Raw genomic sequence first — 25266 nt, 5'->3', positions numbered from 1 at the left:
ATGCAACTATCATCCCGTTTACAGTTATTCAACGAGCCTGAAACATTGAAGATGGCTAAGTTGGGCCGTGAATTGCGCGCCAAAGGAATTGATGTGATTGATCTGAGCCTCGGCGAACCAGATTTTGATACGCCTGAGCATATTAAAGAAGCTGCCAAGAAAGCAATTGACGATAACTGGAGCCACTACACACCAGTTGCCGGTTACCCTGAATTGCGGGAAGCAGTTTGTACTAAACTGAAGCGTGATAATAATTTGTCATATAAGCCTGAAAATATTATTGCATCTACCGGTGCCAAGCACAGCCTGGCCAATGCCGTATTTGCAACTGTGAGCAAAGGTGATGAAGTGGTGATCCCTACTCCTTACTGGGTTACCTATTCTGAGATCGTGAAACTGGGTGAAGGCGTAGTGAAACTGGTTCCCACCAAAATTGAGAACAAGTACAAACTTACTCCTGCCGAGCTGGAAGCTGCCATGAGCGATAAAACAAGATTGTTCATCTTTTCTTCGCCCTGTAACCCCAGCGGTAGCGTGTACAGCAAAGCTGAGCTGGAAGGCCTGGCCAGTGTATTCCGCAAATTCCCCAATTGTTATATTCTGTCTGACGAAATTTATGAGTACATCAATTTCGTAGGCAAACACGAAAGCATTGCGCAGTTCGAAGACCTGAAAGACCGCGTAATTGTATTGAACGGTTTAAGTAAAGGTTTTGCCATGACCGGTTACCGGTTGGGTTACCTGGCTGCTCACCCTGATGTGATCAAAGCTTGCGAGAAATTGCAAGGTCAGTTCACCAGCGGTACCAACAGTATTACCCAACGCGCTGCTATCACCGCTTTGACTACCGATCTGAAACCTTCTATGGACATGACGAAGGAATTCGAGCGTCGTAAAAAACGGGTGATCGAAATTATGACAGCTATCCCTGGTTTAACTTTCCCCGAACCAGATGGGGCTTTCTACGTATTCCCAACCGTAACCGCTTTCTTCGGAAAGAGCGATGGTGAAGAAACGATCAAAGATGCCGATGACCTGTGTATGTACCTGCTGAATAAAGCACACGTATCTACCGTTACCGGTCGCGCGTTTGGTGAGCCTACAGCTATTCGTATCTCTTTTGCAAATAGCATGGAGAAGATCGAAGAAGCCTGGAAGCGCATCTCTGCTGCACTAGCGAAGTTGAAATAAGTTGACAGATTAACACAGCCTGTCTCGCCTTGCGGGATTGATAGGTTAACAAGTTAATAAGATATATATGACCCTCCCGATGCATCGGGAGGGTTTTTTTGTTTTTGGAATATTTTATAACTATTATGGCACTCCAACACGTCGGAGTGCCAGGTAAGTAAGTTGAACTTAATAGAGTTAATATATACCCCGGCATCGGTTAAACCTTGCTGCTTATCTTTATATGGAATAAAAACTATATAATATGTCTGTTATCAAACAACCTTTATTTTTCATTGGATCAAAGGCGGAGAAGAATCTGTACACTTTGTTTGATAGTGGTGCTAATCTTTCTTGCATTAATCCGGAAACTGTTCATGCACTTACAGAAGTGCAACCATTGGGTCGCGTTAGGCGCATTGCTACTGCCAGTGACGCCCATTTTATTGAAGTAAAAGAAGTGGTTCGGTTGGATTTTTATATTAATGATGTATTATTAAGTGATGAGTTCCTGGTTGTACCCGGACTTAGTGAAGAAGCCATTATTGGAGCTGCTACTATGCAGAAATGGCGTATTAAATTGGACTTTGAACACGACCGGGTAGTCGTTGATCCCAAGGTGGCAAAGTTGCAGTTGATCTAGTTTAATAAAATTAATATGATTTTAAAGACCCCGGAAATTCCGGGGTTTTTGTTTTCCTATATATTCTAGATCGCACATGTTACCGGTCAACTTGTTAACTTGTCAACCCGTCAACTAAAATTAGTGTCTCCGCGACAATTACCGTATATTTAGTGGCATAAAACGAACGCTTCCATGTTAAAACGATTCCTGTTTGCCACTGGCGTACTGGCCGCCAACACCGTATTGGCCCAACCAGTAAAAGACTATCCCGTACAGGCCGTGAACTTCACCGCCGTTCAGTTTACCGATAACTTCTGGCTGCCACGGATGAAGATCAACCATACTGTTACCATTCCTGCTTCGTTTGCCCGTTGTGAAAGCACTGGCCGGGTAAAGAATTTTGAAATGGCAGCTGCCCATAGTGGTAAGTTCTGTACTACCTTTCCTTTCGATGATACCGATATCTACAAAACCATAGAAGGTGCTTCCTTTTCGCTAAGTCTGTTCCCCGATAAAAAGCTGGAAGCATACATCGATTCTTTAATAGATAAAGTAGCCAAAGCGCAGGAGCCTGATGGTTACCTGTATACAGCCCGCACCATTGATCCACAATCGCCACATGCCTGGTCCGGCAACGAACGCTGGGTAAAAGAACGCGAGTTAAGCCATGAGCTGTACAATTCCGGCCATTTGTATGAAGCCGCTTATGCGCATTATTATGCTACGGGTAAAAAGAACCTGCTGAATATAGCCCTGAAAAATGCTGATCTTGTATGTTCGGTGTTTGGTCCCGACAAACGGCATGTGGCCCCCGGTCATGAGATCGTTGAAATGGGTCTGGTGAAATTGTACCGCATCACCGGCAAACCTGAATACCTGCAAACCGCTAAATATTTCATAGAAGAACGCGGTCATTACGACAAATATGATGCTAAAAGTAAAGACCCCTGGAAGAACGGGGCCTACTGGCAGGACGAGATACCTGTAGTAGACCAAAAGGAGGCCGTAGGGCATGCCGTTCGCGCGGGGTACCTGTATTCAGCGGTGGCCGATGTGGCGGCATTGACTGGTGATGAAAAACTATTACAGGCCATTGATTCTATCTGGGAGAACGTCGTTTCCAAAAAGATCTATGTACAGGGCGGGTTGGGCGCTATCCCTTCCGGCGAACAATTTGGTGCTAATTATGAACTGCCCAATGCTACTGCTTACAATGAAACCTGTGCAGCCATTGCGGGGGTATACTGGAATTACCGGATGTTCCTGTTGCATGGTGAATCGAAGTATATGGATGTACTGGAAAAGATGCTGTACAACGGCCTTATTAGCGGGGTGGGGCTCGATGGCAAATCCTTTTTCTATACCAATGCCATGCAGATCAAGAATAATTTTTCGCATCATAGCATGGAGCCCGAACGTTCGGGCTGGTTCGAGTGCTCGTGCTGCCCTACCAATCTTACTCGGTTAATTCCTTCCATACCTGGTTATGTGTATGCCCTGAAAGGCGATGCCGTATATGTAAACCTGTTTGTGTCGGGAAAAGCAGCCATACAGGTACATGGTAAACCGGTGAATATTGTGCAACAGAATAACTATCCCTGGGATGGAGCGCTGAATTTTACCATCTCTCCACAAAAAAGCGATGCTTTTAGCCTGCTGGTACGTATTCCCGGCTGGGCTGGCGACAAGGCTATTCCTTCCGACCTGTATACTTTTAATGATAATCAAAATGCCAAAGTTTCTATTGCTGTAAACGGGCAACCAGTTGATTATACCCTTGAAAAAGGCTATGCGGTAATAAAACGCACCTGGAAAAAAGGCGATGTGGTGCAGGTAAACCTGCCAATGGACGTGCGCCGGGTAGTAGCCAATGAGAAAGTAAAAGACGATCAGGGAAAGGTAGCCATACAGCGCGGCCCATTGATCTATTGTGCCGAATGGGCCGATAACAATGGAAAGGCGGCTAATATCCTGTTACCGGCCGACGCCAGCTTTCAGGCCTCTTTTAAGCCAGACCTGTTGAATGGGGTAGAAGTGCTGCAAAGCGATCTGCCGGTAATAACGGTTGATGAGAAAGCACAAACGGTATCTACCACCCGAAAAACAGTTACAGCCATTCCTTACTATGCCTGGGCCAATCGCGGGAAAGGCGAGATGATGGTGTGGTTCCCGGTGAAGGTGAAGGATGTCGATATTATTGGGCAATAGATAAATAGGGGAAGAGCGTAAGCGGAGAATTATTAAAAACTGTTACAAGTCCCCGCCGGGGTTACAGGTTGCAGGGCCTTAATTGCACAGCTTCTGTAACCTGTAACGCCGAAATAATGGGGCAGGCTTTGCAACCGTATTTGATATCTAAGGGGTCACTTTTAAAAACAGGCAACTTTATATCACCATTGGCATAGATTTTATTTAATGGATAGGTATAATCACAACTATTCCTTCCATTTATAAAATTGACACCAATGAAAAGCGGAACGACAAAGTCAGTGATCGACGTCAACTGGTTTACAGTAGCACCAGGGGTTTGGGGCCTGCGCGAGGGTTTTGTAAATGTATACTTAATACATAATGCCGTTGAAAAAAAGTGGGTGTTGGTGGATGCGGGGTTAAAAAGGTCAACGCTAAAGATCAAAGAACTGGCTGAATACCTCTTCTGGCCCGATTCAAAACCGGCAGCCATCATTTTAACCCATGGCCATTTTGATCATGTGGGGGCTGCAGAGGAACTGGCTAATGATTGGGATGTACCGGTGTTTGCGCATCTAATGGAGGTGCCTTATTTGTCAGGGTTATCGGCTTATCCGCCTCCTGATCCCTGGGCCGGTGGTGGTCTGTTGTCTGCTATTTCGTCGGTTTTCCCTTCCGGGCCGGTCAATATCAGTAACCATCTTCAGATACTACCCGATGATGGTAGTCTTCCCTTTTTGCCCGATTGGAAATATATTTCTACGCCGGGACACTCACCCGGACATATCAGTTTATGGCGCCGGCGCGACCGCGTATTGCTGGCTGGAGATGCCTTTGTAACCACCCGCCAGGAATCGGTATGGTCGGTGATAAGGCAAACCCGCAAACTGACCGGGCCGCCAAAGTATTTTACATATGATTGGCAGGCTGCAGAAAAATCAGTGAAAACGCTGGCTGCGCTGGATCCAGAGATTATAGCCACAGGACATGGACAACCTATGAGGGGTGAAGAAATGCGGAAATTGCTCCACAATCTGGCTGATAACTTTAAGGAATTGGCTGTACCGCTGCGTGGTCGCTATACGCGAGAACCGGGCGTTGTTGGTACCGAAGGCATTACATATTTGCCAAAACCTGTAAACAAGATAACTCCATTAGTAGCAGTAGCTGCAGGGGCTGCGTTGTTGGGATTAACAGCGTGGATAGTTTATAAAAGCAGAAAATCAGAAACAAATTCTTAGTACTGGGTGGTAAGTCTTTTTGTTTTCAGTTCATAGTTGTGGACCTGCCCCTCCGGCAGGTTCTTTTGTTTAGAGCTAACTGTTTTAAGTGATGTCTCTTATATATTAAGTTGTCGGGTTCGTAGGTTATTAAGTTATTGAGTTTTTTAGTTTATTAGTTCTTGAGTTATTTAGTTCTCGCCAATTTCATCAACTTTTCATGCAGTTCCATCACTTGCGGGATCACCGCCCGTTGGTCATCATTGAAAATAACAAAATCGCATAGTCGCATTTTAATAGGTTCCTGTATTTGCTTGCTCATGCGGGCGAGCACCTGTTCGCGGGTAGAACCGTCGCGTTTCATTGCCCGCAGCAGGCGAAGTGCAGTTGGGGCCGATACGCCGATTATATAATCGAGCGAGTCCTGCGTACCGCTTTCAAAAATAATAGCCGCTTCTTTGATGGCGTAAGGGGAGGTTTGTTGCTGCATCCATTTTTCCCCATCACGAATGGTGGCAGGGTGCACCAGGGAATTCATAAGCTCCAGCTTTTCTTTATTATTAAAAACCTGGCTGGCAATATAGGGGCGGTCGAGTTGGTTGTTTTTGTAAGAAGAAGACCCAAAATGCTGAATGATCTGTTCCCGGAGTTGTTCATCTTCATTCATGAGGCGTCTGGCAGCCTCATCAGCATAATATACCGGGATACCCAGTATTTCAAATACTTTGGCAACAGTGCTTTTGCCACTGCCAATACCACCGGTTAAGCCAATTTTTAACATGGGGCAAATTAATTAAATTCTATGTTCCAGGTTCCAGGTTTCGTCTGCCGTCTGCCGTCTGCTCTCGGCTGAGCCGAGACCGTCTGCCGTCTGCTCTCGGCTGAGCCGAGACCGTTTGCCGTCTGCCGTCTGCCGTTTGTCGTAAAAAATAAGGCATCCCAACGTGTCGGGATGCCTTAAGTATATTCAACCCAAAGGGTTATTATTTAGCAGGAGTAGTAGCCGCTGGTTTGTTTACATTAGCGGTCATTTCTAAAGAAATGGCGCTTTTTTCAATTTTCATATAGCTGCCAGGGCTGGTTTCGATATCGAGCGTGCCATCTTCGTTCAGTTTATTTACACGGCCATGGATACCAGCGATGGTAACAATCTTGTCGCCTTTTTGTAAATTCTCCTGAAATGCTTTGGCTTGTTTTGCTTTTTTAGCCTGAGGACGGATCATAAATAACCAGAATACGAGGATCATACCTACTAAAAGGACTAACTGCAATATTCCGCCGTTACCCTGAGCCTGCAATAAAATAACTGCTGTCATTGTTATGTGAATTTGAAAATTTTTAAATGAGTGAATTGAGCTCGAAAGAATTATTTTCCTTTCAGGACTTCAACATCAAAATGCACTTTATGGTTCTGAGTGCCCTTTGTATTTGCTTCTATAAATATATCCTTGCTGTTATTTCCTTCACGGCCCTGACTGTTGAATGACGCCTTAATAGTGCCTTCTGCGCCCGGTGCAATGGGTTCTTTGGGCGGTTCGGCGGCAGTACAACCACAACCTGGTCTAACTGTACGGATAATCAACGGTTTATCACCTGTGTTCTTGAACCGGAAAGATACGTCCAGCTTTTGTCCTTCTGTGATCTTACCATAATCCTTTGTTGAATCTAACCATTCAATCGTAGTGAATTTAGTACTATCGAACGCTTCTTTGGGAATCACAGGGGTACCCGGAGGCGTTTTGTCTGCATAGTCGCAACCAATAATGGTAGCAGCGGCTAATAAGGCCAAAAAGTATTTCATCAAGGGATAAATTTTTGCAAATCTAATCAAAGCAATGAAATCAGGAAGGTTTATTCGCTGATTGCTGTGGCTGTGCCGCATTTGGGGAAAAAGCCACTTTATGCATTTGATTATCCCGAACCAGGTCTTTATGTATATTGTCCAGAATACCATTTACAAACTGACCGCTTTGAGGGGTGCTGTATTCCTTAGCCAGGTCAATGTATTCGTTTATGGTAACTTTTGGGGGAATGGTTTCGAAGTATAAGAATTCACATACGCCCATCCGCATCAATATCATATCCAGTGACGCAATACGGTCTGGGTCCCAGTTTTTGAGTTTAGGTTTTATGTATTGGAGCGCCACTTCCTTTTTTTCCAGCGTGGTTTGTAAGAGATTCTTGGCAAATTGCCATTTTTCCTTACTGAGCAATTCCTGGAAGTTGGAGGCGGAAGGTTTGTTCAGGAAGTTAGCCATCAGCACTACCAGCATATCAGCATCGTCGTCCCAGTTGCTGAAATACTCTTCTAAATAGCTGGTAAAGGTTTCATTAGGTAACAGCAGAGTACTAAAAATATACTCCAGCATTTCCTTTTCCTCTTTTTTATCCCGGCCCTGTACTGCAATATATTGCTGGTACTTTTCCGAGTCAACCAGTTCCTGGTAGATCTTTTTCAGCATGTCCTGGTCTACCCAGCCTTCAGGTTTGTCGTCTTTAACGGCCTGTTTGTAGGAAGGATGTTCGAGGATCTTCCACAATAATTCGTTTCCGGCTAATTTAATGTTAACGTTTAGGTCTTCTTTCGAAGGCAAGTGTTTGGAAGCGCGGTTGCGGGCATCGGTCTCCGCGTAACGGGCCACTTCTGTAACAAAGTGGATCAAATAAATAAAAAGCGAATGAGTTTGATCAAAATGCTTCTGTAAAATCTTCACGGTATCAACTGGTTTGGCAGGTACCTCGCCACCTGATTCTGCGATCTGACTTTCTACAGAATAAATGGTTTGCATAACCTTCACACGAATGTTTCTTCTGCTGATCATTTTTGCAAGAACTTGTTTTTTGAGGGCACAAAGCTATGCGATTTACGGGGTACCCCCAAAACCGTGTTTACCAACTTTCCTAAATGGTCAATTTCTTGGTTAGCGACAATTTATTGGGATATAAGCAATTGGGTGCTGCAAAAATGGCACATTAAAATCCGGTGAACCCGCTGGCTTATTCCGTTTTTCTGCCATAGTTTGCCAAAAACGCTGAAAAAATGACCTTTCGGAAAGGATTGGTATAAAATTCGTTTACTTTTGCCGCCCGGCTTTTTGGCAGGGCACCCAAGTTTGACATCCTCAAACTCAACATCATCTAAAATCAAAAATTAATACACTATGGCTAAGAAAGTAGATGCTATAAACGTTACCCCGCTGCATGACAGGGTAATTGTTCGTCCAGCGAAAGCGGAAGAAAAGACCGCAGGTGGTATCATTATCCCAGATACTGCTAAAGAAAAGCCTCAACGTGGTACGGTTGTAGCAGCCGGTCCTGGAAAAAAAGATGAGCCGGTTACTGTAAAAGTTGGCGATACAGTTCTGTATGGCAAATATGCAGGTACTGAGATCCAGATCGAAGGAGATGACCTCCTGATCATGCGTGAAAGCGACATTTTAGCTATTGTTTAATCCGAAGCCAACCTTCCGATTTATTTATTCAAATTCACAAATTCTCAAATTTATAATATGGCAAAACAACTTTTCTTCGATATCGAGGCCCGCAATAGAATGAAAAAGGGTGTTGATGCTCTGGCCAATGCTGTAAAGGTAACTTTAGGTCCTAAAGGCCGTAACGTAGTACTGGAGAAAAAATTCGGTGCTCCTGCTGTAACAAAAGATGGTGTTACTGTAGCAAAAGAAATTGAACTGGAAGATCCCATTGAAAATATGGGTGCTCAGATGGTTAAAGAAGTAGCTTCTAAAACTGCTGATATTGCAGGTGATGGTACTACTACTGCTACCGTTCTGGCACAATCCATCATCAGCGAAGGTTTAAAGAACGTAGCTGCTGGTGCTAACCCAATGGACCTGAAACGCGGTATCGATAAAGCTGTTGAAGCAGTTATCGAAAACCTGCAAGGTCAGTCATCACCTGTTGGTATCGATAGCAAAAAGATCCAACAAGTGGCTTCTATCTCTGCCAACAACGACGAAGCTATCGGTAAACTCATCGCTGAAGCTTTCTCTAAAGTAGGTAAAGAAGGTGTTATCACTGTAGAAGAAGCTAAAGGTACCGATACTACTGTTGATGTAGTAGAAGGTATGCAATTTGACCGTGGTTACACTTCAGCTTACTTCGTTACCAACAGCGAAAAAATGCAGGCTGAACTGGATAATCCATACATCCTGATCTACGACAAAAAGATCAGCGCGATGAAAGATATTCTGCACATTCTGGAAAAGGTAGCTCAAAGCGGCCGTCCTTTACTGATCATTGCAGAAGAACTGGAAGGCGAAGCACTGGCTACCCTGGTAGTTAACAAACTGCGTGGTACCCTGAAAGTGGCTGCTGTTAAAGCTCCTGGCTTTGGCGACCGTCGTAAAGAAATGCTGCAGGATATCGCTATCCTTACCAAAGGTATCGTTATCAGCGAAGAGCAAGGTTACAAACTGGAAGGTGCCGACCTGACTTACTTAGGACAGGCTGCTTCTATCACTATCGATAAAGACAATACTACCATCGTAGGTGGTAAAGGTAAAAAAGACGATATCAACGCCCGCGTAAACCAGATCAAAGCGCAAATCGAAGTAACTACTTCTGATTACGATAAAGAAAAATTACAAGAGCGCCTGGCTAAATTAAGCGGTGGTGTGGCTGTACTGTATGTAGGTGCTGCTACTGAAGTTGAAATGAAAGAGAAAAAAGACCGCGTTGATGATGCACTGCATGCAACCCGCGCTGCCGTTGAAGAAGGTATCGTGCCTGGTGGTGGTGTAGCTTACATCCGTGCTATCGCTGGTTTAAACAAACTGAAAGGTTTGAACGAAGACGAGAACACCGGTATTGCTATTGTAAAACGCGCTATTGAAGAGCCGCTGCGTCAAATTGTTGCCAACTGCGGTATTGAAGGTAGCATTGTAGTACAAAAAGTAAAAGAAGGTGAGAACGATTACGGTTTCAATGCACGTACAGAGAAATACGAAAACCTGCTCCGCGCTGGTGTAATCGATCCTACTAAAGTTACCCGTATTGCTTTGGAAAACGCTGCTTCTATTTCAGGTATGGTTCTTACCACTGAGTGCGTAATTGCCGACAAACCTAAGAAAGAAGAACCCCATGTACATGGCGGTGGCGCTCCTGGTATGGGTGGCATGGATTATTAATCCAAAATATGATGTAAGAAGCAGGAGGTACGAAAATACCTTCGATACTTACTTCGCGATAATGTCCCTCTCCCGGCTTAGCCGGGAGGGGGATTTTTTTTATCCGTCATAGCTTATCGGAGGCGGATTACCTGTTGTTATTTACAGGTTCTACTGATATCTTGTGCCAAATTCCGATCCATGAGATTTTTATTTGCCCTTGTTCTTGTTATTTGCGTTACTAATTCGAATGGTCAAACGGCGGGTAGCCATGCCCTGATGAAAAAAGGCGCCCAACTGGAGTATATGGCCTACAATGCGGCTTACAGTCACAAACAAGCACTGAGGATGGTGTTCGAGGTGGCCGATGTTACCGATAGTGCGGGTAGTGTGTTCAGCACGATCGTAAAAAAAGGCTTTGGAATAAAAGATGAACAAAATGACCATTATGAGAAAACCATCCGGTTGCAATGTGATGGAAAGAACATCTTTATCCCATTCGATTTTTATGGTGCAGATACGACCTGGTTCAATGATGCCTTTACTTCAATCATAAAAAGACATTTATTCCATACTGCAATTGCGCCTATCGATCCAAAGGCGAATTATATCTTCCCCCTCGCGTTGGATGGTGTTACCGAATTATCGGCAGCTACTGAACAGGTTAAAATGACGGTGACAACAGCTGGCTCTTCTCCTTGGGGAACCAAAAGTTCGAAAAAGCTAGAGGGAGAAACAGGTGTCTGGATTAAAGTGGAAGAGACGGTGTTCAATATTAAGGATATTAAAGTAACGGGTAAGGAAAAAGTGACTACACCTGCAGGTACCTTCGATTGTTATATTATTGGTGTTGACTGTGATTTCAAGTACAACGACATGCCTTTTTTAATTAAATACAGAATGCGTTATAATACCGAAGTTGGATTGGTAAAAATGGAAACAGAACTGTTCCTTGATAAGCGAAAGGTCTCCGGAGAAGTATCAATTGAATTGATCAGCGTTAAAAAATAAATTCATAACATATAAGCTTTAGCTTAACATCCCGCCGCGATCATCCCCGGCGGGATTTTTTTATCTACTTACCACCGGTGAAATCGGAGTATCCTGTTGCTATTTACACTTTCTACCGATATCTTTCACGGTCATTTGGAGCTTACAGACACCAGGAAATTATGGTAATTTTTGGTCAATGGGGAATGGGATCACTATTGTCAAATTCAGAAGCGAGGCCCGAATTTCTGAAATCTTTTCATGTTTCACGTTTTCCGTTTCACGTTTCACGACTCGAAAATTCTTCGTACCTTATACCCAATCAAATTTGCCATCATGAAGCACATTGCCTGGTGTTTGCTGTTGCTGTGCCAGTGCGCCCTTGGTCAAGCCACTAAAGAAGACGATCTTAATTCTATTACCGGAAATCCTTATTTATTCAAAGAATGGTGCGATGGGGTAGTGCGGTTTACCAGCGGAAGAACAGTGACCCAGTTTAAACTGAAATTCGATTGCCTGAAGAACGTCCTGATCTTAGAGTTCAATGGCAGTGCCTTTGCCGCAGAAAGCAAAGTACAGGAATTTGTAATGTACCCCAAAAAGAAAGACTCCCTCATTTTTCGCCGCGGATTTCCTGCTACCGAGAAAACTTCCGAAAACACTTACTTCCAGATTCAGGTACAGGGTAAAGCCACTTTACTCAGGCTGCCTGCCCGCAATATCATAGAAGAAAAGCAGATCGTTTCAAACGGCCGCGTAAACCGCCGCATGGAAGAGGCAGATTATTATTACCTGCTGCAAAACGGCACCATGACGCTTTTACCCGACGAAAGAAACGAACTGCCTGCAAAGTTCGGTGATAAAAAGGAACCGATTGCCGCGTTTATAACAGCGCAGCAACTGAAAATGCATACCCCCGAAGATTATGCGCTGGTAGTGAAGAAATATAATGAGTTATTGGCAACGCCCAATCCCTAAAGGGAGACATTATATTTCAACGGTGCCCATGTATACACTTTCCGACTGGCGGCTTCGATCATGCGCAACAAAGGCTACGTATATATGGAACGTACCGGTTTTGCTGGTATCGATGTTCAATATATCAGACCCATGTTGTCTTATTTGGCCATACAGCTTTTCTTTTACTTTTTCTTTTTCAACATTATAGGCCAGCATCATGATCTGGTCTCCGCCATGAGAAATATCGTCTGAAAATTTTGGGTCCCAGGTAAACTGGAGCAATTTTCCTGCTAACCTGGTCATTTGTAAATTGTTGGGCAATGACAGATCACCCCAGCTCAACTTCATTTTGGCCGGATTAATAAACAGGTTTTCTCCTTCCCCTTCTAAAGCATTTTTAAGCAAATACGACTTGGCGGCAACAAATCCCTCCGATTTAGCACTATAGCCTTTAAAGCCAATTCTAACAAAGTCTGTTACAGGCTTCAGCCAATGCTGGGAGATGGCCCATTTTTTTCGGGTTGCCAACTCTCCGGCCGAAGGTAGTGACGTTCTTTTGCGTGGTAATGAGCGCATATATGGTATTCCTTTCCAGGTTGCACCGATAACGGTGCCAACTTTACCTGCAAACGGACCATTTATACCGTGTTTAAGTCTAGCCATGGATAAGGTTTTTGATTACATGTAATATACTGAATTTTTTGAATGTTTCCAAAAAAGCACGTAACTATTAAGGTTATAACAGGAACGTAACAGGGACCTGGTAGGGACAAACTCCTTGTGAGGTCCCTGTGAGGTCCTTGTGAGGTCCTTGTTAGGTTCTTGTTAGGTCCCTGTGATGTCCAGAAGATTGTGGCTTCTGTATGGCAGGTACTGAAGTTTGAACGTTGAAGAGGGCGCAGCGCAAGTGAACATAACTGTATCCAACAGCTGACGGGTATAACTAATAACCCAAACAAATACCCTAAATAAGTAATTAAACAGGCATTAAATTACGATAGAAGATTGTTAAAACAGCTGAGGTAAAGATGCCTGATAGTCAACTTTCACGAGGTTTGTAACAAACTTCGATCTATGAAAAGAATGGTCCTTTTTTCAACTTTGTTCCTTTGCCTTTCCGTAGTAAGTTTTACTTCATGCAAAAAAGAAAAGGCTAGTCCTACCCAGGCGGAACTGACTGCAAACGAATTACAAGCATTTATTCAATCAAATGGAGTGAAGCGGATCATTCCGGTCCAGATCAATACTCCTTTTTCAATACCGTACCCTGTTAGGCAGGGGATCGTCTGGCATTTTTCGAATGGATATATTTACTTCGACAACGATCTTGTTAATCAGGCTTACAATCTTAGTTACGTCGTCCATTTCAATACGGCAAATGTTCCTATTACTAATGGCACCACAGAGACAGTGCTTATTCTTTATATGGAACATCTGTAAAAAATAAAGGGGATCCGCCACTGGCGGACCTCCCTTGCCTGGGAGTAATAGTTTGAGTCTTTTGTGGTCTCAAAGATTACTCATCACGGATCTAAAACGGGTTAAAAAGGGAGCTCGGCAGTATTGGTAAGACGCCGGAATGTTTTAATTAGTTGTCTGGAACGTACGAATGTTAATAAGTTCATTGTTTTAATAACCCCAGAGATGTGAAATTGCCATTATAACAGACCTTAGCTATGCGCACCCGCTTTATTATCGCCTCCCTGCTGTTGTCTATAACCATGCTGGTTACCAATCGCGTACACGCACAGGATACCCTTTACTTACTACAACCGGACAGGGTATTCGATGGGGAACAGCTGCACGAAGGCTGGCAGGTGCTGGTAAAAAACGGGGTTATTGAATCGACCGGCCCTCAGCTCAAAGCGCCCGCCATTGCCCGGGTAATTAAGTTAAAAAATTGTACCCTGTTACCAGGATTGATTGAAGGGCACAGCCATTTATTCTTGCACCCTTATAACGAAACTTCCTGGGATGATCAGGTGCTGAAAGAATCCCGCGCCGAGCGTACCGCCCGTGCTGTTACCCATGCCCGGGCCACCTTACTGGCTGGTTTTACTACCGTTCGCGACCTGGGGACCGAAGGAGCCGGGTATGATGATACCGGCTTGAAAACAGCCATTGAAAAAGGCGTAGTTCCTGGTCCACATATGCTGGTAGCTACCCGTGCCATTGTTGCTGCCGGTAGTTATGGGCCAAAATCAGCTTCTGCCGATGTGGACTATCCCAAAGGAGCGGCCGAAGTGGGGAATGCGGCAGAACTGGAAAAAGAGATCCGCACCCAGATCAGCAAAGGAGCCGATGTTATAAAATTGTACGCCGATTACCGTTGGGGGCCTAACGAGGAAGCCAGGCCTACTTTTACCCTGGCCGAATTGACGCTGGCGGTGGAAATTACCCGCAGCAGCGGCCGCCAGGTAGTAGTACATGCGGCTTCGGCTGAAGCCATGCGGTTGGCCATTCTGGCCGGGGTAAACACCATTGAACATGGCGACCAGGGTACCTCTGAGCTATTTAAACTGATGAAGGAAAAAGGCATTGCCTTATGTCCTACTGTAGCTGCTGGAGACGCTATATCGCAATATAAGGGCTGGGTGAGGGGAAGCGGAGAAGAACCGGAGCGGGTTCAAATCAAACGTAAAAGTTTTGCGGCCGCATTAGCCGCCGGCGTTACCATTTGTATGGGCGGCGATGTGGGCGTATTCCCGCACGGTGATAATGCCCGCGAAATGGAATTGATGGTGGCCTATGGTATGAAGCCAATCGATGTGTTGCGTTCGGCTACGTCTGTAAATGCCGATGTATTCAATCTAAGTAATAAAGCCGGAAGAATTAAAACAGGGTTACCAGCTGATCTTTTGGTAGTGGAAGGCGACCCCACCAGTAATATTTCACTGCTGCGAAAAGTAAAGTTGGTGATGAAAGCGGGTGTAATTTATTAAAGCGGCTTACATGTTTAAATCAAAGGGGTGGACGCTCCTGAAAGAGATCAATTGATCGTAAGCGCTTGTATTAAGGCTTTATGGGCAGGGTAGGTAGCGATCAACTCCTGTTGATTGGCCAGTTCAAAATCTTCAAAGTCGAACCCGGGACTTACGGTACAACCCACCAGGGCATATTCGCTGCCGGGCGCCAGACGGGCGGCAAACCAGTTACCGGCGGCTATTACGCATTGAAAGCTTTCATTGTTTTCAGGATCGCAGCCAAGACGGTGTTCTATCAGTTGTCCTTGTTGATCTATTTCATAAACGATGAGGGCATCTCCATAATAGAAATGCCACACTTCATCGCTTTTTATTTTGTGAAAAGCCGAGAACTGATGCTGTTGCAATAAAAAGTAAATGCTGGTACAGAAGGAACGGTCGGAAGGAAAGCCTGTGGGGAGGGCCGGCAAAGGTGCCAAAATCGGCGAGCGGTATATTTCCCTAAAAGCGCCCCCTTCAATATGGCTGGCCAGTTGCAGTTTATTGATCCAGTACTCAGCTGTTCGTTTGTTCATGTTTATATTATTCTATAGTAACCACTCTGTCGCGGCGGGCACCCCAGTACCAGAAGTGTAAAGAATCTCTGATCCGGGCCGTATCGGCCGGGGTACCAGGCAAAGACATAACAATTCTGAAATGAGTGGAATCAACGGTTTCCAATTCCACTTTGGGCTTTAAATTGGCGTACATGTCTTCGGCAGTCTTCCGGAATTTGGTTGTTTGCAGTACATATTTAAAGGTCCTGGAAGCGCCGGTGACAACCGGTGCTGCCGGTGTGGGATGTGGTGGCGCAACAGCCGCTTGCTGAGCGGTGTCGCCAGTATTCGTCCCGGTTATATTGCTGTCTTTCTTTGCAACGTCATTCGGCGCTTTTTGCGGATCGTTGATATTATGCAGGTAGGAAGATGTTTGTAGTGAATCGGGCTCATTGGTAGCAGCGGCATTGTTCGAATCGGGTTCTGTTTTTACTTTGGAAGAAAACAGGCTGTAACCACCCCAAAGAATAATGCCTATTCCTACAACCAGTCCAATGCCTATAGCCAAACGCCTGATAGATGAATTGCGTCTTTCATGCGGGTCTTCATCGAAAACCGATTTTCTTTTAAGCGGTCTTTCGGGGTCCTGCTGGTCAAGAGGCGTGAGTGGTGTTGGTGCTTCCAGGCGTTGTACAACAGGCTGGCCTGGGGTAAACTCATAAACGCCTTCTTTATTCTTATGTAAAGTACCAATGCCTTCAATGTGAAATGGCTTGCCTATGTTGAGCATCAGCTTGCCATCTGCTACAAACGTTTCCAGGTCCGATTCTGCCAGCGGCCTTATTTTACCTGTGTGTTTGCGTATGAACTCAATGAGTTGCTCATCAGGACGGGTAATGGCTTTCTGTGCAAAATGAATGTGTTCAATAAGGTCGCGCGAATTCTTATCCGCAATTGTTTGCACGTCTACCACATCACTCAGGTAAAAGCTTCCTATACCTGGTAAGTTTAATACCCTGTGCTGGTAAAAATATTGTGCCACTAAAACGGAAATTTTCAAGAGATTAAGGATTTTTTATGTAAGTTAATCATATTTTGCCTGTGCTACAAACAGGTCGGGTGAAGGTATTATTTTTGTGGGACGTATTATTCGTTTGTGGATTAATTTATTATGCATGCTTACTGAACAGGAAAAGCGGTTTTTGGAGTACTGGGAGGCGAATCGCTTACGCGAAAAGAAGATCAATAAACAGCTGTTGCTGGGACTTCCCATCGGGTTATTGTTTGCGGTTCCCGTATTAATTTTATTATTTTCAGGTAAATTCTGGTATACACGCGCTAATATGGTGGCAAATAGCCAAAGCAGTCCGGTCATACTAATGATTGCTGTAATATGTATTGCGGTGTTTGTGGCCGTGTTTTATAAACGACATCAATGGGAGCAGCGGGAGCAGCATTATTTGGAACTAAAGGCGAGGGAAAAGGAAGAAGAAGGCATTGGGCAATAGGCAATAGGCAATGGGTCCCCACGCGGCAATTCTGAACTATGAACCCAGTTCGTTGAACTTTCAACTGTAACCTGCAACCAAAAACAAGCAGCAATCATCTTTAAATCATTGTCTTGTACCAGGGTTAACAAAACAAATCAATTTCTGATGAGAAATCTTGTTTGGGGTTTATTGTGCTTTGTGCTTTTTTATTCTTGTAAAAAAGAGTCTGGTTGCGGCTATAGCGATCAAAATATTGTGGCGCCCGTCAACGAACAGCAGGCGGTAAAGGATTACCTTACTTCCAATAACATACAAACGGCGCTTAAAGACTCCAGTGGTTTTTATTATGAGATCTTAAAGGTTGGCGATGGCAATGGTGTGGCCGGTCTTTGTACCCAGGTTGAATTGACATATACCGGCCAACTCTCCAATGGCAATGTTTTTGATCAGTCCACCACTGCGTTTACCCTTGGTTCTTCTATTGAAGGAATGAGAAAAGGCCTCCCATATATAAAAAAAGGCGGTCATATGAAGCTGTATATTCCGCCTACACTTGCTTATGGCAGCAATGATATAAAAGATAATAGCGGGAAAGTGATCATACCGGCTAACTCTATTCTCATTTTTGATATTACATTGAATTCGTTTTATTAGGGAGCAGACGGCAGACGGCAAACGGCAGAAGGCAAACAGTCGCGAACCTGGCAGCCGGCCCTCATGGCTGAAACGAGGATCTCGGTTTACAACAGCCCATAACCACTCAATAACCTACGAACCCAATAACCTACGAACCCAATAACATAATAACTTACAACAGGAACTTAAAAACCCAGATCAAACAACCTAAAACAGGGTACAGTGCCCCTGTAATTTGTAACCCGGAACGGCTCCCCATAATCAAAAGCTAACTGTTGGAGATAGCTAGTTGAGTATTGAATACCATACTCTTATGTCAAAAAACTAACAACTGTAAACTTTTGCCTTACATTTGCCCAAAATGTAATCCCTTTGCCACACGAATCCATTTCCGTATTTGATATATTTAAGATCGGTGTAGGTCCGTCCAGTTCCCATACCCTTGGCCCCTGGCGTGCAGCCCAACTTTTTTTACAATCCCTCGAACAAAAACAACAACTTCTTTCCGTAGTATCCTTACAGGTATTATTGTATGGTTCACTGGCCAAAACCGGCAAAGGCCATGGTACAGATATAGCTGTATTATTGGGTTTGAGTGGCGAAGACCCGGTAACCTGCGATGTGGAGGCCATCGATGAGAAAGTGCGACATATTCGAACTACAAAAAAACTGTTGCTTCACGGAAAACATGCCATTGATTTTGATCCGGCCACTGGTGTGGAATTCCTATACACCGAATCGTTGCCTTACCATCCCAATGCTTTAACGTTTATGATCACCCTGCAAAATGGGGAACAACTGGCTGCTACCTATTATTCGGTAGGCGGCGGATTCGTTCAGCAGGAAAATGAAACACTTGCCACCGCCAATGCGGTGCAATTGCCTTTTCCTATCGATACGGCCGACGATCTGTTACACTGGTGCCGTAAAACTGGTTTAAGCATCAGCGAAGTGGTAATGGAAAATGAGAACAGCTGGCGTAATGATGAGGAAACGCGCAAAGGTATATTGAAGATCTGGCAGGTAATGAAGGAATGTATGTACCGTGGTTGCCATAGCCAGGGTATTTTGCCTGGCGGCTTGCAGGTAAAACGGAGGGCCGCTGACCTCAATAAAAAGCTTTTAAAAGACCGTACCTATACGGATTACGATAGCTGGATCCAGGCTATTCGGGCCGGTGGTAATGATTTCAAATACATTCTTGACTGGGTAAGTTGTTTTGCCCTGTCCATTAATGAAGAGAACGCTTCGTTTGGCCGGGTAGTTACTGCACCCACTAATGGTGCTGCCGGGGTAATACCTGCTGTGCTGCATTATTTGGTAGTGTTCTGCGATGGTTATAACGACGATAAGATCATCCAGTTTATGTTAACTGCTTCTGAAATAGGCAGTATCTTTAAAAAAGGCGCTACAATTTCTGCAGCTATGGGTGGCTGTCAGGCTGAAATAGGCGTGTCGTCTGCCATGGCGGCGGCTGGGTTAACTGAAGTAATGGGTGGCAGCCAGCGGCAAACCATGATGGCGAGTGAAATAGCCATGGAACATCACCTGGGTCTTACCTGCGATCCCATTGGCGGACTGGTACAGATCCCCTGTATTGAAAGAAATACGATGGGTGCTATAAAGGCCATTACGGCTTCACAACTGGCGTTGCAAAGCACCCCTGATTTTGCCAAAGTATCGCTTGATACCGTTATTAAGACAATGTGGGATACGGCCATTGATATGAGCCATAAGTATAAAGAAACCGCGGAAGGGGGATTGGCTGTTCATATACCGTTGAGTTTGCCGGAATGTTAGTGGGCAATGGGCAATGAGCAATGAGCAATGGGCAATGGGCAATGGGCAATGGATTTTGAGCGCCGCAAGATAGTTATTGATCTCAACTGTCGTGAGTCCACTCACAACTCACAACTCACAACTCATAATGAGAGCTCTCGATTATAATACAATCAGTCCATCTGCAAGGGGATTGCTGCTAACAAAGGCGATCACTACCATTCCTTTTGCTACTGAAGCGGCGGCTTTATTATGGGATGCAGATCAACTCAAAAGGAAGATAAGGGAAAAGCTTTCAAAAGAAAGTTTTATCTGGTTATTGCATTTTGAGAACAGGTACCGCACTATTGATTCCCTGTTACTACCACTTGAGACCAGGAACGTATTGGAGATCGCTTCCGGGTTTTCTTTCCGGGGTTTGCAGCTGTGCATACAGGATGATATAACTTACTTTGATACCGATCTGCCCGATCCTATAACTATCAAACAACAGGTGGTTGATAAATTAAAAGAACAACACCAACTTGAAACAAAAGGCACCTATCGGTTGATGCCCTTGAATGCGCTGGATACCGCCGCATTCAATGCGGTTATTGATCAGTTTCCACCCGGGCCCATTGCTATTGTAAATGAAGGATTGCTGATGTACCTGGACGAGACAGAGAAGCGCCAGCTATGCGCGAATATTCATGCAGCACTAACAAAACGTGGCGGTTGTTGGATCACGGGTGATATTTATTTGAAGAAAGGCGATCGTGAACATGCTCATATTAACCCGGCAGCAGCTGAATTTCTGGCTATGCATCAGGTTGAAGAAAAGAAATTCGACAGTTATGAAGCCGCGGAAGCTTTTTTTATTGACTATGGGTTTACTATTGCTGCCAAAGAAGTGGTGGCTTATGATCAGTTAAGCGCCTTGCGGTTCATTGAACATAGGAATATTCCGGCGGAAATAGTTAAAAGCTGGTTCACTACAAGAGAGACGTGGAGGTTAACGGTTGACCGGTTGACCAGGAAGGAAGGTTGATAGGGGTTACAGGTTGATCAGTTTGCCGGTTGGAGGGGTAAGGGAAGAATTGGTAAAGAGGTCAGAAGTAGGAAGTATGAAGTAGGAAGTATGAAGTAGGAAGTACGAGGTAGGAAGTATGAGGTAGGAAGTATGAGGTAGAAATTGGAAGTAGATTGGAATTAACCGGGCTGAGCCGAAGGCGAACAAGGAACCTACTCACCACTGACAACTGACCACTGGCATTGCCGCCGTCTGCCGTCTGCCGTCTGCCGTTTGCCGTTTGCCGTTTGCCGTCTGCCGTCTGCCGTCTGCCGTTTGCCGTCTGCCTTTTCCTATTGCCTATTCACGAAAAAGCCCTCCGCAAGCTTGCGAAGGGCCAGTTATATAAAAACCTGTTAACGTTATTAATTCATCGAAGGATCAACGTCAATCTTATCAACCTCCATCTCACTATAATCATGTAACACCTTATACAACGTATCCCTTTCAACCGGTTTTCTTTTTGCCTGTTTAATAAGGGTAACCAGTTGTGCAGTGCTCATAGCCGGGTTTTGTTCTTCAGAACCAGCCATGGAATATATTTTAGTAGAATCGTCGATTGTTCCATCAATATCATTCACGCCGAATGATAACGTCAATTGCGCATTATGGCGTCCCAGCATTGGCCAGTAGGCTTTCAGATGCGGGAAGTTATCCATATACAAACGGGCAATGGCGTACATACGCATATCCTCAATCACGCTTGACTCGGGCACATTGCTCATGTCGTTTTGTTTATTGCGGAATTTAAGGGGAATGAACGTATTAAAGCCACCGGTTTTATCCTGCAGCTGGCGCAGGCGTTCCATATGATCGATGCGGTGACGGAATTCTTCAATATGGCCGTACAACATAGTGGCATTGCTGTGCATGCCCAGTTTGTGTGCGGCTTCATGAATGGCCAGCCAGCCTTCTGCATTCACTTTATCGGCGCAGATCTTTTCCCTTACTTCCGGATGGAAGATCTCGGCGCCGCCACCGGGTAAAGAATCAAGACCTGCTTCGTGCAGGTATTTCATGCCTTCGTCGGCCGTCATTTTGGCCTTGCGGAACATATAATCCAGCTCCACGGGCGTAAAACCTTTGATGTGCAGTTCGGGCCGGTGTGCTTTTATTTTGCGTAACAGATCGGCAAAAAACTCCATATTCAGTTTGGGATGAACACCGCCTACGATGTGCACCTCGGTTACCGGTTTGCCATCATACCCTTTTACAATGTTCAGCATTTCGTCGGTAGTCAGTTCCCATCCTTCTTCCCGGTGGGCATACAAGCGGGAATAGGAACAAAAGGAACAGGCGAACACACATACGTTCGTGGGCTCAATATGAAAATTACGATTGAAATAGGTGGTATCTCCATGCAGCCGTTCCCGCACAAAATTGGCCAGGGCGCCTACATAGGGCAGGCTGGCCTGCTCAAATAATAATAATCCGTCTTCGGGGGTAATACGTTGTTTGTTTACGATCTTTTCTCCAATTGTGCGGAGGGCCGGATTTTGTTCTGCTGCTATAACCTGCTGAATGTTAGTACTCATTTGATCTGGATTTTCGCTTCCTTTCGTTGTATAACACTAAATCGGGGGTAAAGTTAAGGGAAAAAGGCAGACGGCAAACGGCAGACGGCAGACATGAAAGCGACAAAGGCAATGGACAGCGGGCAATAGGCAATGGGGAATACACCTCTGCGCGGCAGACGGCAGACGGCAAACGGCAAACGGCAAACGGCAGACGGCAGACATGAAAGCGACAAAGGCAATGGACAGCGGGCAATAGGCAATGGGGAATACACCTCTGCGCGGCATACGGCAGACGGCAGACGGCAAACGGCAAACGGCAAACGGCAGACGGCAGACATGAAAGCGACAAAGGCAATGGACAGCGGGCAATAGGCAATGGGGAATACACCCCTGCGCGGCAGACGGCAGACGGCAAACGGCAAACGGCAGACGGCAGACATGAAAGCGACAAAGGCAATGGACAGCGGGCAATAGGCAATGGGGAATACACCTCTGCGCGGCATACGGCAAACGGCAAACGGCAAACGGCAAACGGCAGACATGAAAGCGACAAAGGCAATGGACAGCGGGCAATAGGCAATGGGGAATACACCTCTGCGCGGCAGACGGCAATGGCAGACGGCAGACGGCAAACGGCAGACATGAAAGCGACAAAGGCAATGGACAGCAGGCAATAGGCAATGGGGGAAGTCAGATCCCGACAAGTCGGCACTGGCTGGCAAACGTTTTATAATGTCACCACTGGAAAGGTGGAGGGTATCGGCGACGGCTCCAGTACTGGCAAGGGTGTAGAGATCACCCCTGCCTGAAATACTGAATGCAGTCAGTCGTATTCCATAGGTCGCATTCATTTGTTGTTGATCTTTCAGATATTGGTAATAGAGCAGTGTTTTCCAAAGAGTACCGTGCTTGTAGTTTTTGGCCTTTTAAGGCTGAGTTTTCAAAGGAAATAACTTCACCGGGCTTATAGGGTAATAGATAATGTGAGCATCAAAGCGTACGGTATTGTTGGTACGGCACAACTTCCTCAATGATTGTTTGCAGACCAATGGCGCTTATTTGCAATCGATAGAGGCCTTGAGGTAAGCGTTAATTGAAACATGAATTTCATACCGCAAAGTTGCGCCAAATGGGAGGGGTGGGAGGGGGCAAAGCCAATGAAGCGGACAAATAGCGGGTTGAAACAACTTAGAAAAACAGGCGGAAATTTGAGGGTTGCTTAACTCAGGCTTTTTCAAGCCATTGTAATAATTCAGCCGATCGTACTTTACTGATAACGATATTTTCAGGCGTGGGAATGGCCAGGCGAACTACCAGACGGCGGGAGAAATACTGCTCGATATTCACAATAGCCTGGCGGTTAATAATGAACTGGCGGTTGGCCCGGAAAAACAGATCGGGTTGCAATACTGCTTCCAGTTCGTCGAGCGTGGAGGGCATCGCGTATTTCTGGTTGCTATGGGTGAGAATACTGGTTACACCATTGCTATAATATATAAAGGCGATGTCGGCAGTTTTAACCGGAATGATCTTTTCCTGGAAATGAATGAGCAGGGTGTTTTTGTAATTGTTGGAAAACTGGCTCAACAGATTTTCCAGCTTCTTTTCGTAACCTGTTTTTTCAACACTTAGTACGTCCTTCAGGTTATCATATTTATCCAGCGCCTGTTTTAACCGGTTCTCATCGATGGGTTTTAACAGGTAATCGATGCCGTTGGCTTCAAAAGCAAGGATGGCATATTCATCGTATGCCGTGCAAAAGATGACAGGGGTAAGTATGCGTGTGGTTTTAAAAATTTCGAATGCTAACCCATCGGCCAGTTGAATATCGGCCAGGATCAGGTCCGGAGCGGGTTGGGATTCGAACCATTGGATACTGTCTTTAACGGTTGACAGAATATCAAGCACTGTGATATCATCCCGCATTGCTGAAACTAATGATCTCAACTCACGGGCGGTCTTTATTTCATCCTCAATGATCAATACGTTCATATTGCAGTAATGGCAGTTTTACAATGAATTTTGTGCCGGTGTTGGTGATGTCTAACTGTTTACCGGATAATAACCTTAAACGGTCGTTTATATTTTTTAAGCCTTTGCCGGTGTGTTTTTCCATCGACAGTTTGGGCTGAATATTATTTTCAACCGTTAGGGTGTGGTTTCCATCGGTATAAATATAAATATGCAACGGCTGGCCCGGTGCAATGACATTGTGTTTGATGGCATTCTCTATCAGGATCTGCAGTGACAAAGGCGGTATGTACAATGATAACAACTCTTCGGCTACCAGAATATGCACCTGAAGTGCATCTTCGAACCGTTCTTTCAGAATGTATAAATAAGAATTGGTGAACGCCAGCTCGTCTTGCAACGAAGCCACGTTGTTGTCATTGTAGTTCAATAAATAGCGGTACACATTTGAAAGCTGCATGATGTACTGCCGGGTGTTTTGATCGGTGGCAATGGTCTTTAATGTGCTTAGGGAGTTAAACAAAAAGTGGGGACTGATCTGTTGTTTCAGCAAGTTCAATCTGGTCTGCAGGTTTTCTTTCTTTAACTGTTCTATTTCTATTTTTGAATGCGCTACTCTTTTTATGGCGGCGGTGTAAAAAACCATGAAATACTGAAACCCGCCAATAGATAACCCGCGGATGCCCAAAAAGAAAAATCGCCGCAGGGGCGGTATAGCACCATGGGCGTTGTAAATGTATAATTGCAGTCGGCCAATGCTATAGGAGATCAGCATGCACAGCAACACCCCGGAAACGCCTTTTACCCATTCATATTGGAAGGCTTTTATGCGAAAATGGGTTTGTCTTATGTATTGATGTATAAGCCAGCAGATAAAGGAAAAGAAGGAGATCACCGCAAACGTAAAGAGGAATTCGCCCAGGTCACCTTCGGTCCACTGAACCAGTCGCTCATCTGCAACCCTGCTTTGCAACGGGATCAGAAAACGCAGCACAAAAAAACACCCGATGGAAAGGGAGATGATGATGCCCGGTTTTATATGGAACAACACTGGCCGCACTCGCATCTGCAAATGTAGCTATTT

Annotated in this window: 25 protein-coding genes; 15 read left to right on the top strand and 10 right to left on the bottom strand. The window is 45.1% G+C overall.

Annotated elements, in window-relative coordinates:
- The 4 genes from J7I42_RS24975 (at position 1) to J7I42_RS24960 (ending at position 5226) form a co-directional block, all read left to right on the top strand.
- Positions 1–1191: a pyridoxal phosphate-dependent aminotransferase gene (locus J7I42_RS24975; RefSeq protein WP_209141610.1), complete on the top strand. Its 1191-nt coding sequence runs from the start codon at positions 1–3 to the stop codon at positions 1189–1191.
- Between the two features lie 244 nt (positions 1192–1435).
- Complete coding sequence (locus tag J7I42_RS24970) at positions 1436–1813, top strand: retropepsin-like aspartic protease (protein WP_209141609.1); 378 nt, start codon at positions 1436–1438, stop codon at positions 1811–1813.
- Between the two features lie 174 nt (positions 1814–1987).
- A complete protein-coding gene (locus J7I42_RS24965; protein ID WP_209141608.1) occupies positions 1988–4003 on the top strand; it encodes a glycoside hydrolase family 127 protein in 2016 nt (671 codons plus the stop codon).
- Between the two features lie 257 nt (positions 4004–4260).
- On the top strand, positions 4261–5226 hold the full coding sequence (locus tag J7I42_RS24960; RefSeq protein ID WP_209141607.1) for an MBL fold metallo-hydrolase: 966 nt from the start codon (positions 4261–4263) through the stop codon (positions 5224–5226).
- 166 nt (positions 5227–5392) lie between these two features.
- Here J7I42_RS24960 and coaE read toward each other — a convergent pair whose 3' ends face one another.
- From coaE to nusB, 4 genes are all read right to left on the bottom strand, one after another.
- Positions 5393–5986, bottom strand: coding sequence for a dephospho-CoA kinase (coaE, locus tag J7I42_RS24955; protein ID WP_209141606.1), 594 nt, complete (start codon positions 5984–5986; stop codon positions 5393–5395).
- 202 nt (positions 5987–6188) lie between these two features.
- Positions 6189–6521, bottom strand: coding sequence for a preprotein translocase subunit YajC (gene yajC, locus J7I42_RS24950; protein ID WP_209141605.1), 333 nt, complete (start codon positions 6519–6521; stop codon positions 6189–6191).
- Between the two features lie 50 nt (positions 6522–6571).
- Entirely contained in the window at positions 6572–7006 is a 435-nt protein-coding gene (locus J7I42_RS24945; RefSeq protein ID WP_209141604.1) for a DUF1573 domain-containing protein, read from the bottom strand.
- Between the two features lie 40 nt (positions 7007–7046).
- A complete protein-coding gene (nusB, locus tag J7I42_RS24940; RefSeq protein ID WP_209141603.1) occupies positions 7047–8027 on the bottom strand; it encodes a transcription antitermination factor NusB in 981 nt (326 codons plus the stop codon).
- Between the two features lie 339 nt (positions 8028–8366).
- On the opposite strand from nusB, the gene J7I42_RS24935 reads away from it, so the two are divergent.
- The 4 genes from J7I42_RS24935 (at position 8367) to J7I42_RS24920 (ending at position 12299) form a co-directional block, all read left to right on the top strand.
- Positions 8367–8657, top strand: a complete 291-nt coding sequence (locus J7I42_RS24935) for a co-chaperone GroES (protein ID WP_081204199.1) — start codon at positions 8367–8369, stop codon at positions 8655–8657.
- 57 nt (positions 8658–8714) lie between these two features.
- The gene (groL, locus tag J7I42_RS24930) at positions 8715–10352 is read left to right on the top strand and encodes a chaperonin GroEL (protein WP_209141602.1); all 1638 of its coding nucleotides are present in this window, start codon (positions 8715–8717) and stop codon (positions 10350–10352) included.
- A 180-nt stretch (positions 10353–10532) separates the two neighbouring features.
- The gene (locus tag J7I42_RS24925) at positions 10533–11342 is read left to right on the top strand and encodes a TapB family protein (RefSeq protein ID WP_209141601.1); all 810 of its coding nucleotides are present in this window, start codon (positions 10533–10535) and stop codon (positions 11340–11342) included.
- 315 nt (positions 11343–11657) lie between these two features.
- Entirely contained in the window at positions 11658–12299 is a 642-nt protein-coding gene (locus J7I42_RS24920) for a hypothetical protein (RefSeq protein WP_209141600.1), read from the top strand.
- Positions 12300–12308: 9 nt separating this feature from the next.
- Here the strand turns inward: J7I42_RS24920 and J7I42_RS24915 are convergent, their stop codons facing one another.
- Positions 12309–12944 carry a DUF6266 family protein gene (locus J7I42_RS24915; protein ID WP_209141599.1) on the bottom strand — a complete coding sequence of 212 codons (636 nt, stop codon included), beginning with the start codon at positions 12942–12944 and terminating at the stop codon, positions 12309–12311.
- A gap of 411 nt (positions 12945–13355) precedes the next feature.
- Here J7I42_RS24915 and J7I42_RS24910 point away from each other — a divergent pair, with 411 nt between their 5' ends.
- Both J7I42_RS24910 and J7I42_RS24905 read left to right on the top strand, forming a co-directional pair.
- On the top strand, positions 13356–13721 hold the full coding sequence (locus J7I42_RS24910; protein WP_209141598.1) for a hypothetical protein: 366 nt from the start codon (positions 13356–13358) through the stop codon (positions 13719–13721).
- A 236-nt stretch (positions 13722–13957) separates the two neighbouring features.
- Positions 13958–15223, top strand: a complete 1266-nt coding sequence (locus J7I42_RS24905; RefSeq protein ID WP_209141597.1) for a metal-dependent hydrolase family protein — start codon at positions 13958–13960, stop codon at positions 15221–15223.
- 47 nt (positions 15224–15270) lie between these two features.
- Here the strand turns inward: J7I42_RS24905 and J7I42_RS24900 are convergent, their stop codons facing one another.
- Together J7I42_RS24900 and J7I42_RS24895 are read right to left on the bottom strand one after the other, a co-directional pair.
- The gene (locus tag J7I42_RS24900; RefSeq protein ID WP_209141596.1) at positions 15271–15780 is read right to left on the bottom strand and encodes a cupin domain-containing protein; all 510 of its coding nucleotides are present in this window, start codon (positions 15778–15780) and stop codon (positions 15271–15273) included.
- A gap of 7 nt (positions 15781–15787) precedes the next feature.
- A complete protein-coding gene (locus J7I42_RS24895; RefSeq protein WP_209141595.1) occupies positions 15788–16801 on the bottom strand; it encodes a hypothetical protein in 1014 nt (337 codons plus the stop codon).
- Positions 16802–16916: 115 nt separating this feature from the next.
- Between J7I42_RS24895 and J7I42_RS24890 the strand changes: the two genes are divergently transcribed.
- The 4 genes from J7I42_RS24890 to J7I42_RS24875 all read left to right on the top strand — a co-directional run bounded on the left by J7I42_RS24890 (position 16917) and on the right by J7I42_RS24875 (position 20673).
- Positions 16917–17249 (top strand): hypothetical protein, encoded by a 333-nt coding sequence (locus J7I42_RS24890; RefSeq protein WP_209141594.1) that lies wholly within the window; start codon positions 16917–16919, stop codon positions 17247–17249.
- Between the two features lie 147 nt (positions 17250–17396).
- Positions 17397–17885 carry an FKBP-type peptidyl-prolyl cis-trans isomerase gene (locus tag J7I42_RS24885; protein ID WP_209141593.1) on the top strand — a complete coding sequence of 163 codons (489 nt, stop codon included), beginning with the start codon at positions 17397–17399 and terminating at the stop codon, positions 17883–17885.
- Positions 17886–18239: 354 nt separating this feature from the next.
- Positions 18240–19667: an L-serine ammonia-lyase gene (locus J7I42_RS24880; RefSeq protein ID WP_209141592.1), complete on the top strand. Its 1428-nt coding sequence runs from the start codon at positions 18240–18242 to the stop codon at positions 19665–19667.
- 127 nt (positions 19668–19794) lie between these two features.
- Positions 19795–20673 (top strand): class I SAM-dependent methyltransferase, encoded by an 879-nt coding sequence (locus tag J7I42_RS24875; protein WP_209141591.1) that lies wholly within the window; start codon positions 19795–19797, stop codon positions 20671–20673.
- Between the two features lie 386 nt (positions 20674–21059).
- Here the strand turns inward: J7I42_RS24875 and mqnE are convergent, their stop codons facing one another.
- Positions 21060–22229: an aminofutalosine synthase MqnE gene (mqnE, locus tag J7I42_RS24870; RefSeq protein ID WP_209141590.1), complete on the bottom strand. Its 1170-nt coding sequence runs from the start codon at positions 22227–22229 to the stop codon at positions 21060–21062.
- 132 nt (positions 22230–22361) lie between these two features.
- Between mqnE and J7I42_RS24865 the strand changes: the two genes are divergently transcribed.
- Positions 22362–22583, top strand: coding sequence for a hypothetical protein (locus tag J7I42_RS24865; protein WP_209141589.1), 222 nt, complete (start codon positions 22362–22364; stop codon positions 22581–22583).
- A gap of 852 nt (positions 22584–23435) precedes the next feature.
- Here J7I42_RS24865 and J7I42_RS24860 read toward each other — a convergent pair.
- On the bottom strand, positions 23436–24203 hold the full coding sequence (locus J7I42_RS24860; protein ID WP_209141588.1) for a LytR/AlgR family response regulator transcription factor: 768 nt from the start codon (positions 24201–24203) through the stop codon (positions 23436–23438).
- Positions 24184–25248 carry a sensor histidine kinase gene (locus tag J7I42_RS24855; RefSeq protein ID WP_209141587.1) on the bottom strand — a complete coding sequence of 355 codons (1065 nt, stop codon included), beginning with the start codon at positions 25246–25248 and terminating at the stop codon, positions 24184–24186. The genes J7I42_RS24860 and J7I42_RS24855 overlap by 20 nt, the downstream gene beginning before the upstream one ends.
- Positions 25249–25266 lie beyond the last annotated feature (18 nt).

It is taken from the genome of Niastella soli (assembly GCF_017742245.1).
Classification (GTDB): domain Bacteria; phylum Bacteroidota; class Bacteroidia; order Chitinophagales; family Chitinophagaceae; genus Niastella; species Niastella soli.
Note: the sequence above shows the minus strand (reverse complement) of the source record. Positions and strands in the feature narration are given on the sequence as shown.